The organism is Frankia sp. CeRuru1 (assembly GCF_977966315.1).
In genome coordinates this window covers 1-13,140 of record NZ_CDWWEW010000121.1, presented here as the reverse complement: position 1 = coordinate 13,140, position 13,140 = coordinate 1, and the positions used below count along the sequence as shown (strand labels likewise).

General features: G+C 70.1%; 13 protein-coding genes. 6 read left to right on the top strand and 7 right to left on the bottom strand.

Features of this window, described 5'->3' with window-relative positions:
• From mshB to AC08OP_RS11090, 3 genes are all read right to left on the bottom strand, one after another.
• On the bottom strand, positions 1–843 hold an 843-nt coding region (gene mshB / locus AC08OP_RS11100), incomplete at its 3' end, for an N-acetyl-1-D-myo-inositol-2-amino-2-deoxy-alpha-D-glucopyranoside deacetylase (protein WP_476614117.1).
• Positions 844–943: 100 nt separating this feature from the next.
• The gene (gene typA, locus AC08OP_RS11095) at positions 944–2,782 is read right to left on the bottom strand and encodes a translational GTPase TypA (RefSeq protein WP_476614113.1); all 1,839 of its coding nucleotides are present in this window, start codon (positions 2,780–2,782) and stop codon (positions 944–946) included.
• Positions 2,783–3,097: 315 nt separating this feature from the next.
• Positions 3,098–3,601: a (deoxy)nucleoside triphosphate pyrophosphohydrolase gene (locus AC08OP_RS11090; RefSeq protein ID WP_476614112.1), complete on the bottom strand. Its 504-nt coding sequence runs from the start codon at positions 3,599–3,601 to the stop codon at positions 3,098–3,100.
• A gap of 160 nt (positions 3,602–3,761) precedes the next feature.
• On the opposite strand from AC08OP_RS11090, the gene AC08OP_RS11085 reads away from it, so the two are divergent.
• Positions 3,762–4,061 carry a 4a-hydroxytetrahydrobiopterin dehydratase gene (locus AC08OP_RS11085; protein ID WP_476614111.1) on the top strand — a complete coding sequence of 100 codons (300 nt, stop codon included), beginning with the start codon at positions 3,762–3,764 and terminating at the stop codon, positions 4,059–4,061.
• Positions 4,062–4,105: 44 nt separating this feature from the next.
• On the opposite strand, the gene AC08OP_RS11080 is transcribed toward AC08OP_RS11085, so the two are convergent.
• Positions 4,106–4,480: a DUF952 domain-containing protein gene (locus AC08OP_RS11080; RefSeq protein ID WP_476614110.1), complete on the bottom strand. Its 375-nt coding sequence runs from the start codon at positions 4,478–4,480 to the stop codon at positions 4,106–4,108.
• Positions 4,481–4,602: 122 nt separating this feature from the next.
• Between AC08OP_RS11080 and AC08OP_RS11075 the strand changes: the two genes are divergently transcribed.
• Complete coding sequence (locus AC08OP_RS11075) at positions 4,603–5,778, top strand: heparan-alpha-glucosaminide N-acetyltransferase domain-containing protein (RefSeq protein ID WP_476614109.1); 1,176 nt, start codon at positions 4,603–4,605, stop codon at positions 5,776–5,778.
• A gap of 130 nt (positions 5,779–5,908) precedes the next feature.
• Here AC08OP_RS11075 and ychF read toward each other — a convergent pair whose 3' ends face one another.
• Positions 5,909–6,985: a redox-regulated ATPase YchF gene (ychF, locus tag AC08OP_RS11070; protein ID WP_476614108.1), complete on the bottom strand. Its 1,077-nt coding sequence runs from the start codon at positions 6,983–6,985 to the stop codon at positions 5,909–5,911.
• A gap of 201 nt (positions 6,986–7,186) precedes the next feature.
• Between ychF and AC08OP_RS11065 the strand changes: the two genes are divergently transcribed.
• From AC08OP_RS11065 to AC08OP_RS11055, 3 genes are all read left to right on the top strand, one after another.
• Positions 7,187–8,638 carry a DNA recombination protein RmuC gene (locus AC08OP_RS11065; RefSeq protein ID WP_476614107.1) on the top strand — a complete coding sequence of 484 codons (1,452 nt, stop codon included), beginning with the start codon at positions 7,187–7,189 and terminating at the stop codon, positions 8,636–8,638.
• A 146-nt stretch (positions 8,639–8,784) separates the two neighbouring features.
• Positions 8,785–9,351, top strand: a complete 567-nt coding sequence (locus AC08OP_RS11060; RefSeq protein WP_476614116.1) for a DUF6542 domain-containing protein — start codon at positions 8,785–8,787, stop codon at positions 9,349–9,351.
• Between the two features lie 385 nt (positions 9,352–9,736).
• Positions 9,737–10,573 (top strand): polysaccharide deacetylase family protein, encoded by an 837-nt coding sequence (locus AC08OP_RS11055; protein ID WP_476614115.1) that lies wholly within the window; start codon positions 9,737–9,739, stop codon positions 10,571–10,573.
• A 32-nt stretch (positions 10,574–10,605) separates the two neighbouring features.
• Here the strand turns inward: AC08OP_RS11055 and AC08OP_RS11050 are convergent, their stop codons facing one another.
• Together AC08OP_RS11050 and glpX are read right to left on the bottom strand one after the other, a co-directional pair.
• Entirely contained in the window at positions 10,606–11,340 is a 735-nt protein-coding gene (locus tag AC08OP_RS11050) for a sterol desaturase family protein (protein ID WP_476614106.1), read from the bottom strand.
• A 128-nt stretch (positions 11,341–11,468) separates the two neighbouring features.
• Positions 11,469–12,455 carry a class II fructose-bisphosphatase gene (gene glpX / locus AC08OP_RS11045; protein ID WP_476614114.1) on the bottom strand — a complete coding sequence of 329 codons (987 nt, stop codon included), beginning with the start codon at positions 12,453–12,455 and terminating at the stop codon, positions 11,469–11,471.
• A gap of 491 nt (positions 12,456–12,946) precedes the next feature.
• Here glpX and AC08OP_RS11040 point away from each other — a divergent pair.
• On the top strand, positions 12,947–13,140 hold a 194-nt coding region (locus tag AC08OP_RS11040), incomplete at its 3' end, for a DUF4245 family protein (RefSeq protein ID WP_476614105.1).

Here is a 13,140-nt window from a genome sequence, read left to right as displayed (position 1 = left end):
GCCCGGACCGTCCCCCGGCCCCCGGGCGCCCTCGGCCAGCACGAAGTGCTCGACACTCCAGGCTCGCTGACCGATGCCGTCGGCGAGCGCGAAAAAGAACCCGTCGACGCTCATCTGTGTCCGGTGCGACCGCATGGCGGCGATCTTCGCCTCGAAGAAGTGGGGAGCGGAGAGCTCGGTCGTGATGTCCGCATCGTCGACAAGCGTCATCCCCAGCTCGTCCACGGACTTCAGACCCGCGAACGGGCTGCTCTCAGCGGCGGAATCGCGGAAGTACTCGAAGCCCGCGACGGCGCTCGAGCGCGCCAGCGCCGTCTCGTAGCGCTTGGCGACCTGCCAGGCCGGACCGGCCTGCGGGGCGAAGGACGGGTCGGCGGCGTCGGTGAAGGCCCTCCGGGTGAGTTCGTGGGCCCGGATGTGATCGGGGTGCCCGTAACCACCGCGGGCGTCGTAGCTGACGAGCACCTGCGGCCGGACTTCGCGCACGATCCGCACCAGCTCCGCCGCGGCCTCGTCCAGGTCCGCCCGCCACAGACAGCGGGGATGGTCGTTGGCGGGGGTGCCGATCATCCCGCTGTCCCGCCAACGCCCGGGACCGCCAAGAAAACGCTGGTCGGTGATGCCGAGCGCGGCGCAGGCACCGGCCAGCTCGCCGATCCGGTAGCCGCCGAGCTGATCGCCCCGATCCGCCTGCAGATTGATCAGTTCGGGCACCAGTACCTCTCCCTCCTCCCCCAATGTGCACGTCACGAGGGTGACGTGGGTGTCGGGGGCGGCGGCGTACGAGGCAAGCGCGATCCCCGTCGAGATCACCTCGTCATCGGGGTGGGCGTGCACGAACATCGCCCGCCGGGCGGGAAGTGGCGCAGTAGAGGGTGATGATGGGGCAGCTGTCGTCACATTGACGACCCTACGGGCGACTTTGCCACTCTGGGGACCGGGCTCAGGCTCGGCGGCGGGAGCGGATCTTCTCGCGTTCGGCGGCGGTCAGCGCCACCTTGCGCAGACGCACGAAGCCCGGGGTGACCTCCACGCACTCGTCCTCGCGGCAGAATTCCAACGCCTGCTCAAGGGTGAGTACCCGGTGCGGGGTGAGCCGGACCAGCTCGTCGCCGGTGGATGAACGCATGTTGGTGAGCTTCTTTTCCTTGGTCGGGTTGACGTCCATGTCGTCCGCCCGGGAGTTCTCACCCACGATCATGCCCTCGTAGACCTCGGTCGTCGGCCCGACGAACATCGTGCCGCGTTCCTGGAGGTTGAACAGGGCGTACGCGGTCGCCACCCCGCTGCGGTCGGCGACCATGGAGCCTGTCGCCCGGGTGCGCAGCTCCCCGAACCAGGGCTCGTACCGGTCGAAGACGTGGTGCAGCAGCCCGGTACCGCGGGTCTCGGTGAGGAACTCGGTCCGGAACCCGATCAGCCCGCGGGCCGGGACCAGGTACTCCAGCCGGATCCAGCCGGTGCCGTGGTTGACCATCTGCTCGACCCGGCCCTTGCGCAGCGCGAGCAGCTGGGTCAGCGTGCCGAGGAACTCCTCGGGCGCGTCGATAGTGAGGCGCTCCACCGGCTCGTGGATCTTGCCGTCGACAATGCGGGTGACGACCTGCGGCTTGCCGACGGTCAGCTCGAAGTCCTCGCGCCGCATCAGCTCGACGAGCACGGCGAGCTGCAGCTCCCCGCGGCCCTGCACCTCCCAGGTGTCCGGCCGCTCAGTGGGCAGTACCCGGATCGACACGTTGCCGACGAGCTCGGCGTCCAGCCGGTTCTTGACCAGCCGCGCCGTCAGCTTCTTGCCGGAACGGCCGGCGAGCGGGGAGGTGTTGATGCCAATCGTCATGCTGATGGACGGTTCGTCGACGGTGATGACCGGCAGCGGCCGGGGATCATCGGCGTCGGCGAGGGTCTCCCCGATCGTGATGTCGGGGATGCCGGCGATGGCGATGATGTCGCCCGGCCCGGCCGACTCCGCCGGCACCCGCTCGAGCGCCTGCGTCATCAGCATCTCGCTGATCTTGACGCGCTGCTGGCTGCCGTCGGCCCGGCACAGCGTCGCCGGCTGACCACGCTTGATCGTGCCGTTGTGCACCCGGCACAGCGCGAGCCGGCCGAGGTATGGGGACGCGTCGAGGTTGGTGACCAGGGCCTGCAGCGGCGCGTCCGGATCGAACGACGGCGCCGGCACGGTCTCCAGCAGAAGGTCGAACAGCGGCTTGAGATCGGGTGAGTCCGGGCTCACCCCGTCGGCCGGGCGGGTGGTGGAGGCACGGCCCGCCTTCGCGTTGCAGTAGACGATCGGGAAGTCGATCTGGTCCTCGTCGGCGTCGAGGTCGAGGAAGAGCTCGTAGGTCTCGTCGACCACCTCGGCGATCCGGGCGTCCGACCGGTCCACCTTGTTGATGACGAGCACCACCGGCAGCCGCGCCGCGAGCGCCTTGCGCAGGACGAAGCGCGTCTGGGGCAGCGGGCCCTCACTCGCGTCCACGAGCAGCAGGACGCCGTCGACCATCGACAGGCCGCGCTCGACCTCACCGCCGAAGTCGGCGTGACCGGGTGTGTCGACGATGTTGATCGTGATGTCGCCGTAACGGACCGCGGTGTTCTTCGCGAGAATCGTGATGCCCTTCTCACGCTCCAGGTCCATCGAGTCCATCACGCGGTCGGTGAGCTCGGCATGCTCGCCGAACGCGCCGGACTGGCGCAGCATGGCGTCAACGAGGGTGGTCTTGCCGTGGTCGACATGGGCGATGATTGCCACGTTTCGAAGATCGGCACGAAGAGACACGGTGATGCGCTCCGGGGCGGACATGGGGTTCGCGACCCCGCAACAACGACGACGACGTCACCGCATGAAACGACGGTAACGCATGAACCGGTGACGCGAACGTTCTGGCGGGTGCCCGCCATGGTGTCGGCGCCGCGGCACGACGATCTGCCCGTCACGCGTACACCGGCAACGGTCGCACCGCCACTCATGGTACGGATGCACCCATGGTACGGATGCCACGGCTACAACGGGCTTCACCGGTCCGGGGCTTCACCGGTCCGGGGCTTCACCGGTCCGCGACCTCCCGTCGCCGGCGTTCAGAAGAGCCGGCGTTCAGAAGAGCGATCCGGGCGTCGACAGCACGCGGCGCAACTCCGCCACCAGGGGCCCGTCGGCCGGCATCCACCGGACATCGTCCAGTTCGGCTACGCCGAGCCAGCGCAGCTCGTCATGCTCGACGGGCTGGGGCTGCCGGCGCGTCACCCGGCCGAGCCACACCCGCAGCACCCACCCGGGGCTGGACAACCCGACCTCGCCGAGCGGCGGACCGACCTCGATCTCGACGTCGAGCTCCTCCCGGCACTCCCGGGTGAGCGCGTCGAGCTCGTGCTCGCCGGGCTCGACCTTGCCGCCCGGAAACTCCCACATCCCGGCATAGGGATGCGGTTCCCTGCGCCGGGCGGCCAGCACCCGGCGATCGTCGTCGAGCAGCGCGACGGCGACGACCAGACGTCCCCTCACCACCGGGACGTCGGTGCAGTCCCGGTCCTCGGGTGTTCCACGCCGTCGTCCATGGGTAGAAGGGAGGGCATCCAAGCCCTCCACATCCGCGTTCATGGTGCCGGACTCTCCCAGAGTCCGGCCAGCCGTGGATCCGTACCCGGCGGATCGTGTCTGATGAGCCTTTCGGGTGGCTCCACCAGGACGGCCCGCCCAGCAGCGGGACGTCGGACCCCAAGCCAGAGAATCAGAGAATCACCAGCCGGAGGGAATCGGTATGCCGAGCAAACTGGACACCACCGAAGTCGCCGAGGCGTTGGCGGCACTACCCGGCTGGATCGGCGACGCCGACCGGATCCAGTTGGAGATCATGCTGGACGGGGACGAGGCCGATGCGATCGTGGCCGAGGTCATGCAGGCAGCGGACGCGATGAACCATCATCCGGTCGTCGAGCGGGGCCCGGGAACAACGACCTTCACGGTCTGGACCCACTCGGTCGGCGGCGTCACCGAGCTGGACGTGGCCCTGGCCCGCAGGATCTCACAGATCCTGTACTCGGCCGGTGTCTCGTACTGAGCTCTCGTACCGAACAGACGTCTCGTACCGAACAGATCTGGAGATCACCAGAGGCTGGGCAGCATCCTGAAGACACCATCCGGATCAGGCGGGAACGGTACGACGATCGCCACCGCGCCGGTGTCGATCATCCCATAGAGATGCGGGAAGAGCTCCCCTGGCGCGGGCGTGCCCCCCGCGGGCGCCTGGCCGGCGGGCGCCCCGGCCGCCGGCGGCTCCCAGCGCAGCTCCGCGCTCAGCCGCTCCGGGTCGACGACGACCAGCAGCAGGTCCGCATGCCCGGCGTAGTACCGGTTCGCGGTGGCCACGGCCTGCTCCGGGGCGGAGAAATGGATGAACCCCTCGGATGCCAGGCTCGCCGGGCGGTACCCGCCAGCCCCGGCCGCCCACTCGGACCGGCCCACCAGATGGCAGATCACGCCATCCCCCTCTCCTTGCCACTCATCAGTCGTTGACTGCCGAGCCACGGTCGCGGTGCCCGCATCGGCCCGGGGATGCTCCCGGCGGGCCGGACGAAACCCACCCCCGCCCGGAGACCAGTGTGAAGGGCGTGCCCGCGATGCTTCAGCCCCGTTACCCGCAGGCCCACGGGGGAGGCCGCCTACGCGGAGTCGACGCGGCGCGGGGCATCGCCCTGATCGGCATGGTCGCGACGCACGTCTATCCCGCGGTCGAGGATGACGGGGCGGCGACCCCCGCGCATCTGCTCGCCTCCGGCCGGGCCTCGGCGGCCTTCGCGGTACTCGCCGGGGTGGCGCTGGCGTTGTCGACCGGCCGGCTGCCGGCGCCACAGGCGCGCGCGTCGACTGTGGCACGAGCGGCCTGCATCGGGACGATCGGCCTCGCCCTCGGTTACACCCACTCCGGCATCGCGGTGATCCTCTGTTACTACGCGCTGATGTTCATCCTGGCCGTGCCGCTGCTGCGGGCTCCGCTCGGAGCGCTGGTCGTCGTCACGGTGCTGGCGTTCGCGGTCGTCCCGGCCGCAGGCCTCCTCAGCCGGGACCATCTGCCGTCCCCGACCCTTGACGACCCAACCTTCGGCCGGGTGTTCACCCACCCGGTGAGCCTGACCCTGGAGATGGGCTTCACCGGCTTCTATCCGGCGCTTGCCTGGCTCGGGTATCTCTGTGTGGGACTCGCGGCCGGCCGGCTGGATCTACGGTCCACGCGGGTCGCCGCCGCCCTGCTCGCGGGGGGTGGCACGATCGCCGCGGCGGCGTCGCTGGCCTCCTGGGCACTGCTCCGGCACGCCGCAGGCATGGCCGCGCTCGAATCCGTCGATCCCGTCGAGGTCGCGGGAGTCGGGCCGCTGCCGGTGCGGTCCATCCTCGACGCCGGGCTGTACGGCAGCACCCCGACGAACACCTGGTGGTGGCTGGCCGTCGACACCCCGCACTCGTCCACGCCCGTCGATCTGCTGCACACCAGCGCGACCGCGGTCGCCCTGCTCGGGTTCGTCCTGCTGCTGAGCCGGCTGCTGCCGCCCCTGATGCTGGTCCCGCTCATCGCCGTCGGATCGATGACGCTGACCCTCTACTGCGCCCACGTGATCGTGATGTCCGCGTCCTTCCTCCCCGCGGACCCGACGCCGTCCTTCCTGCTCCAGGCGGCCGTGGCCCTGATCGTCGCCACCGCCTGGCGGGCGAGCGGGATGCGAGGACCGGTCGAGGCGGTCGTCGCCGCGGCCACCCGGGGCACCCGGCAGCTCGTTTAGCGCGGTGACCACGGCCGCCGGAGATCTTCAGGCCGCGGCCACAGCCTCGCTGTAGAGGCGGCCGTTGATCCCAAAGCTACTTCCGGACTCGTATTCCTTCGCGGTCCGGCCATAGCGGTCGGGAGGCTGCTCAGACGTTGAAGCGGAACTCCACGACGTCGCCGTCGGCCATCACGTAGTCCTTGCCCTCCATGCGCACCTTGCCGGCCGCGCGGGCGGCGGCCATCGAACCGGCCGCGATCAGGGCGTAGTACGAGACGATCTCGGCCTTGATGAAGCCACGCTGGAAGTCGGTGTGGATGGCCCCGGCGGCCTCCGGCGCGGTCGCCCCGGCCCTGATGGTCCAGGCCCGGGCCTCCTTCGGGCCGGCCGTCAGGAACGTCTGGAGCCCGAGGGTGTGGAAACCGATCCGGGCCAGCTGGGCGAGGCCGCTCTCCTCCTGGCCGAGCGAGGCCAGCAGCTCCGCGGCGTCGGCCTCGTCGAGCTCGGCCAGTTCGGCCTCGACCTTGGCGCACAGCACGATCGCGTCCGCGGGCGCGACGGACCCGACAAGTTCCTTGCGCCGACCGGGATCGGCGAGGACGTCCTCGTCGACGTTGAAGACGTAGAGGAAGGGCTTGGCGGTGAGCAGGAAAAGCTCCCGCAGGGCGTCGCGATCGATCTTCGGTTCCGAGGACAGCGTGCGGCCGGCGTCAAGCACCTCGCGCGCGGCCTTCACCGCGGCCAGCAACGGCTGCTTCGCCTTGTCGGCCCGGGCCTCCTTCTCCAGCTTCGGCAGGCGCGCGTCGACGGTCTGCAGATCGGCGAGGATCAGCTCGGTGTTGATCGTCTCGATGTCGTCGGCCGGGTCGACCCTGCCCTCGACGTGCACCACGTCAGGATCGGAGAACACCCGGACGACCTGGCAGACCGCGTCGGACTCGCGGATGTTCGCGAGGAAGCGGTTACCCAGGCCCTGCCCCTCGGACGCGCCTCGGACCAGGCCGGCGATGTCCACGAAGCTGACCGTGGCCGGCACCGTCCGGGCGCTGTCGTAGAGCTTCGCGAGCTCGCCGAGACGCGGATCGGGCACCCCGACCACGCCCACGTTCGGCTCGATCGTCGCGAACGGGTAGTTCGCGGCCAGCACCTCATTGCGCGTCAGGGCGTTGAACAACGTGGACTTGCCGACGTTGGGCAGCCCGACGATCCCGATCGACAAGCCCATGGCCGGTCAGTCTACGGACCTCACGGCTACAGGCCTCACGGCTACAGGCCTCACGGCTACAGGCCCCGCGGCTACAGGCCCCGCGGCTACGGGCCCCGCGGCCGCTCACCGGGAAGCGCCCCGCCGGGAAGGGCCCCGCCGGGGACCGGCTCACCGCGAAACCGCGCGAAACTGTCGGAGGGCCGTGATTGCCTCTCTCCCGTGGACACGACCAGCGCGCTGCTAGCCCTAATCGGGCTGGCTCTCGGCGCCATGGGCGGATTCGCCGCCGCGCGCCGCTTCGCCGATCCGCGGGTCGCCGCGCTCACGGCCGCGCACGCCGCTGCCATGCGGGAGCGCGACCAGGCCCGAGAGGCCGCCGCCGCCGCTGCCGAGCGCGCGATGCTGGCCGAGTCGGACGTGTCCAGCCTGCGCACCGCGCTGGAGTACGAGCAGCGAGCGGCGGCCGAGCGGGTGGCGCTGGTCGAGCAGAGCCAGGACCGGCTCGCCGAGAGCTTCCGAGCGCTGTCCGCGCAGGCTCTGGAGGGCGCGAGCCGTCAGTTGGTGGAGCTGGCCTCCGCCCGGCTGGATGAGGCCGGCGCCCGTGCCCGCGGCGACCTCGACGCCCGTCGTTCGGCGGTCGAGAGCATGGTGACGCCGCTGCGGGAGGCCCTCGGGCGGATGGAAGACCGGCTGCGGGAGCTGGAGACCGCGCGCACCGAGGCCTACGCGGCGCTCGTCGAGCAGGTGCGGTTCGCCCGCGAGGCGTCGGAGAACCTCCGGTCGGAGACCGCCGCGCTCGTGACCGTGCTGCGCCGGCCCCAGGCCCGCGGTGCCTGGGGCGAGATGCAGCTGCGCCGGGTGGCGGAGGTGGCCGGCATGCTCAACCGCTGCGACTTCACCGAGCAGATGACGATCCAGGGCGACGACGGCCCGCAACGGCCCGACATGGTCGTCCATCTTGCCGGTGGCCGCAACGTGGTCGTCGACGCGAAGGTTCCGCTCAGCGCGTTCCTGGAGGCCGCCGACACGACGGACGAGGACCATCGCGCGCGCCGGATGGCCACCCACGCCCGCCAGCTGCGTGCGCATGTCGACGGCCTCGGCGCCAAGTCCTACTGGCGGCGGCTGCCGTCGTCCCCGGAGTTCGTGGTGCTCTTCGTCCCCGCCGAGGCGTTCCTGGCCCCTGCCCTCGATCACGATCCCGGCCTGCTCGAACACGCCGCCGGCAAGAAGGTCATCATCGCCACCCCAACCACGCTGATCGCCATGCTGCGCACCATCGCCCATGCTTGGACTCAGGATGCGCTGACCGCACGGACGAAAGAGATCTTCGAGCTGGGTCGCGACCTCTACACCCGCCTCGGCACCCTGGGCGAACACGTCGATCGCCTCGGTCGCTCGCTCGGCCGGGCGGTGGGGGACTTCAACGCCACCGTCGGCTCGTTGGAAAGCCGGGTGCTGACCCCCGCCCGCCGGCTCGCGGCCATGGAAGTCGTCGAGGCGGGGCTCCCCAGTCCGGTTCCGGTGGAGACCGGCGTGCGGCCGCTGTCCGCCGCCGAGCTCCTGAGGAGTACCGGGGAGGGCGCGACGACCGGGCGGGGTGGCGCCATAGAGGACCTCGGAGTCGATGCCGGGTATCAGACCTCTGACGGCGCAGATCCGGTCAGATGAGACGCAGACGACTAGTATAAGGAGGCTTAAGCAACGGAAAGCAGTGAGATCGACACCGAAAGCTCAAATACGAGAGCCGATGCGCATGTCTGGCGCATCGCCCTGACGCATTGGAAATCTGCGGGCGGTACCTTGCCTTCGTGAGTGTGCCGCCTCACCGGCAGTCGGCCGGACCGCCGGGCAGATCCGCACGCGCTCGCGGGCATGACGATCTGTACGCCCGCAGCTCGCGCGGTCGGGCGAGTGGGCCGCCGCCCACGCTGTTCACGGGCAGCCGCCGGGGCCTCACCGCGCTCGGCACCGGCATCCTCGTCCTCGTCCTCGGTGGGCTAGGTGCCATCGTGGACTCCGCGATCTTCGGTTCCCTGAAGTTCGCCTTCGGCGTGCTGTTCATCGGCTCGTGCGTCCTCGCCGCGGTCCGCGTGCATGCGGATGACCTCATCGGCGTAGTGATCATGCCGCCGCTCGCCTACGCGCTCATCGCCCTCGGCGTCGGCTACCTGAACCCCGCGGCCGGGGACGGCAGCTCCGGCCTGCGCAACAAGGCCATCGACGTCGGCTCGGAGATGATCTTTCACGCTCCGATCCTGCTGACGGCCTTCATCCTGGTGGCCGTCATCGCGCTCTTCCGGGGTCGCCGCGCCCAAGTGGCGCGCCGCGAGCGGCAACGTTCCCTCTCGCAGTCGGCCGCCGAGCGCCAACGCCGGTCGTAGTAGGCCCGGACCGCCGCTTCCCCGCGCCGGTTCCCCACGCCAGGTCGGCCGTACCGCCACAATCGACCCATGAGTAAATCCGCGCCCTCAATAAAAACAATAACAGGCATGTAGCTGGAACGGCCGACGACAAACACCGGCAACGCGACCACACCTATTGCCACAGCTCGTGCTAGATTCCATGCCGCATCACGCACCCGCCGCTCAGGCGCACTTCCACTGGCCTATCGGGTGCCGCATCCCCTGGAGGCGGCGGACGTAGGGAGGCCCGCTTGTCGTGCACGTCTCACGCTTTCTCCGGCGAGCACGTCCTGTCCGCTGGTGAGCCGGCCGGGTCCCGGTGACCGCCAGTCCCTGCTCAGCGGGGAGAACCCCGGTGATCCCGATGTTGCGCTACCGGTCTCTCGACACGCAGCCGCCACGCGGCCCGCGACGTCGGCTGATCCCCTTCTCAACCTTCATGCGGCACTGCGCCATCATCGCCGCCTCCGGCCGGCAGGCGCTCACCGTGTCGAAATATGCCGCCTCCCTGCGCGCGGCCACCTCGTCGGCCAACCCGGTCGTCATCACCTTCGACGACGGCGGCGTGGAAACCTTGAAGGCTCTCCGCCGACTGGCCGAGACGGGTCTGACGGCGACGGTATTCGTGACCAGTTCGCGGGTCGGTGATCCGGGCTATTTCAACCGGACCGACCTTCATCGAATACGGGGTCTCGGGATAGAAATCGGCGGGTCCGGTCACACCGGACGGCGGCTGGACGAGCTGGCGCGGACCGACGTGATCGCCGAACTGACGCTGTCGCGTCGTCGGCTGGCCGTGGCGACCGGGGACGAACCTCGCACGTTCGCCTACCCCCTCGGCGGATACGACCCGTCCGTACGCCAGCTTGTGATCTCGGCCGGCTACAGTTCGGCCTGCGCGGTACGCGACGTCCTCTCGCATCCCGCCGACGACCGCTTCGCCCTCGCTCGGTTGACCGTCGAGGCGAACACGCCCGACAGCCGGCTTCTCGCGTGGTTGGAAGGCGTCGGGCGGCCCGCGCCGCCTCCCACGGTGCCACGAGCCCACACCCATCGGTTTCGGCGCGCAGCCCGTCAGCCCGGTCTTTTCACCCCCCGGCTCGGTCAGCCTGATCCTGGCCCGGTAACCGGCACCGGGGACCCGGGCGACCTCGCATCCCCCAGCCTCAGCTCGCCATCACAGGCCCTGCCGGAGCACTGAGCAGTCCGAACAAACTGAGCAGTCCGAACAAACTAAGCAGTCCGAACAAACTGAGCAGACGGGGTGGCGGCGGTACTCCGCCCGCGGGCGGTCAGCGAGAGTGCCACGGCGTCCCGCGGCGGGTCGGTGCGCAGGGCCAGATCACCGAGCGGACTGGTCACCCCGAGCCAGTACCGCTCGTTGCGGTAGTGGTGCAAACGATGCCCTCGCCACAACCGCCGGTAGTAGGCCGTGCGCGGGGGGACCCGGGTATGGATGAGGAAATGCGTCCAGTCGTAGACGAGCGCACCCATCCCGAGGCAGAGCGCGCCGGTCGCCGCCCACGGCGGCCCGAGCAGCGCCGGCGCCGCGACGGCGACGGTTCCGCTGATCACCTCGCGGGGGCGCAAGAACATCGTGTCGAGGTTGGTCGGATCGCGGTGATGCTGCTCGTGCCCGTAGCCGGCAAGCTGGTAACCGATCGATCCCAGCCGACTGCCCGGCCGGGCGTGGAGCAGTATCCGGTGCACACTCCACTCGACGAAGGGCTGCGCCGCCACGGCAGCCACCGCGACGCCGGTGTCCCGGATCCGCCACGGGCCTCGGACCGCCCGCAGGGCGGCAAGCGCCCCCACGCAACCAAGCAGGACGGGGGGCCGTGGATGGCGCAGGAACCCGCGTGCCGCACCCGCCAGCGTCCGGACCTCCGCGGCGCTGCCGTGCGGTCCCGGGGGGTCGAGGCGCGCGAACACCCTCGCGGGGACGGAAGGTCGCGGGTAGAGCACCATGCGACCACCTCCCGACCAGATCGGAGTCGGAACGGAACCGGAACAGCATGGAAACTGTACGGAACTCCGACCGGACCGGCGACTTGGATCGGAGCTGCGACCGGAGTGGCGACCGGGACAGCGGCGGCTCAGAACGGGACGGTGGAGTACGCCTGCAGCTTGGTGAGCTGATGCTGGCTGTCCACTCGGCGGATGGTGCCCGAGCGTGACCGCATCACCAGCGAGGACGTGTTCGCCCCGCCCGGCCGGTACCGCACCCCGGCGAGCAGTTCGCCGTCCGTGATGCCGGTCGCCACGAAGAAGACGTTGTCACTGTCGACGAGGTCCCGGGTGGACAGTACCCGGGTCGGGTCGCCCCCGAGGTCGGCGACCTTGCGATACTCCGCGTCGTCCCGCGGCCACAGCCGGCCCTGGATCACTCCGCCCAGGCAGGTCACCGCGCAGGCCGTGATGATCCCCTCGGGAGTGCCGCCGATCCCTAGCAGCAGGTCCACGCCGGTGTCCGCCGAGGCGGCCATCACCGCTCCGGCGACGTCGCCGTCGGAGATCAGCTTAACTCGGGCGCCGGCCGCCCTGATCTGCTCGACCAGTTGGCTGTGCCGGGGCCGGTCCAGGACCACCACGGTGACGTCCCGCGGGAGGATCTCCTTGGCCTTCGCCACGGCGCGGATGTTGTCCTCCACCGAGGCCGTGATATCCACCGCCCCGGCCGCCTCCGGGCCGGTGACCAGCTTCTCCATGTAGAAACACGCGCTCGCGTCGTACATCGAGCCACGCTCGCTGACCGCCATGACCGAGATGGCGTTATTCATCCCTTTGGAGGTCAGCGTCGTACCGTCCACGGGATCCACGGCGACGTCGCACTCGGGCCCCTCCCCCGAACCGACCACCTCGCCGTTGAACAGCATGGGGGCCTCGTCCTTCTCCCCCTCGCCGATCACGACGACCCCGCGCATCGAGACGGTGCCGACCAGGCGGCGCATCGCGTCGACGGCGGCCCCGTCCGCACCGTTCTTGTCACCACGGCCGACCCAGCGCGCCGCGGCGAGCGCGGCTGCCTCGGTTACCCGGACAAGTTCGAGCGCGAGGTTGCGATCCGGAGCCTGTCCCTGCACGGCCAGCGTGTCGGGCACGGACGAGGCGTCGGAAGGCCTGGAGACGGAGGATTCAGCAGTGGAAGACACGGCCCCGAGCCTAGTTCGGGAGCCCCGTCGGCGCCCGAGATAGGCCCAGAGTGACGCCGAATATACCTTCATGACCCTATCCCGTCGCGAAGGTGTGCCTGCGGCCGTCCGGCAAATCCGGCCTGTCGTCGACACGACACCTCGAATCCGCCGAAGAGGCACGCAACCTTCAACCCGGTACGCGCGTCCAACGAAGCATCGGGCAGCCGTCACGCGGAGGGGGCGTGACGGCTGCCCGACAGGTCCCGGCCTGGCCGGTTCCTCACCCCGCGCTGCCCGATAAGGCCCTCCAGCCGGGCGAGAGCCTGAACACACCACCACCCCTGCGAGCCGCCCAGACGTGGTCTGGGTGCCCATCCGGGGGCTCGGACCTGGAAGATGGGGACGTGGCACGACGACGCGGTCAGGAAACGATCAGAGACATGGCGCTCTCTCTCGCCGTAGTCATGGCGGGTGTCCTGCTCTTCGTCATCTTCGTCATGCCCCGCGGAAGCGACGAGCCCACGGTCAAGGTCGTCGCGACGAGTGAGCCGATGGCGGCGTTCGCCCGCCAGGCGCCCTACTCCCCACTCGGGCCGGCTGGCCTGCCCTCCTATTGGAGCCGACCTCCATCCGC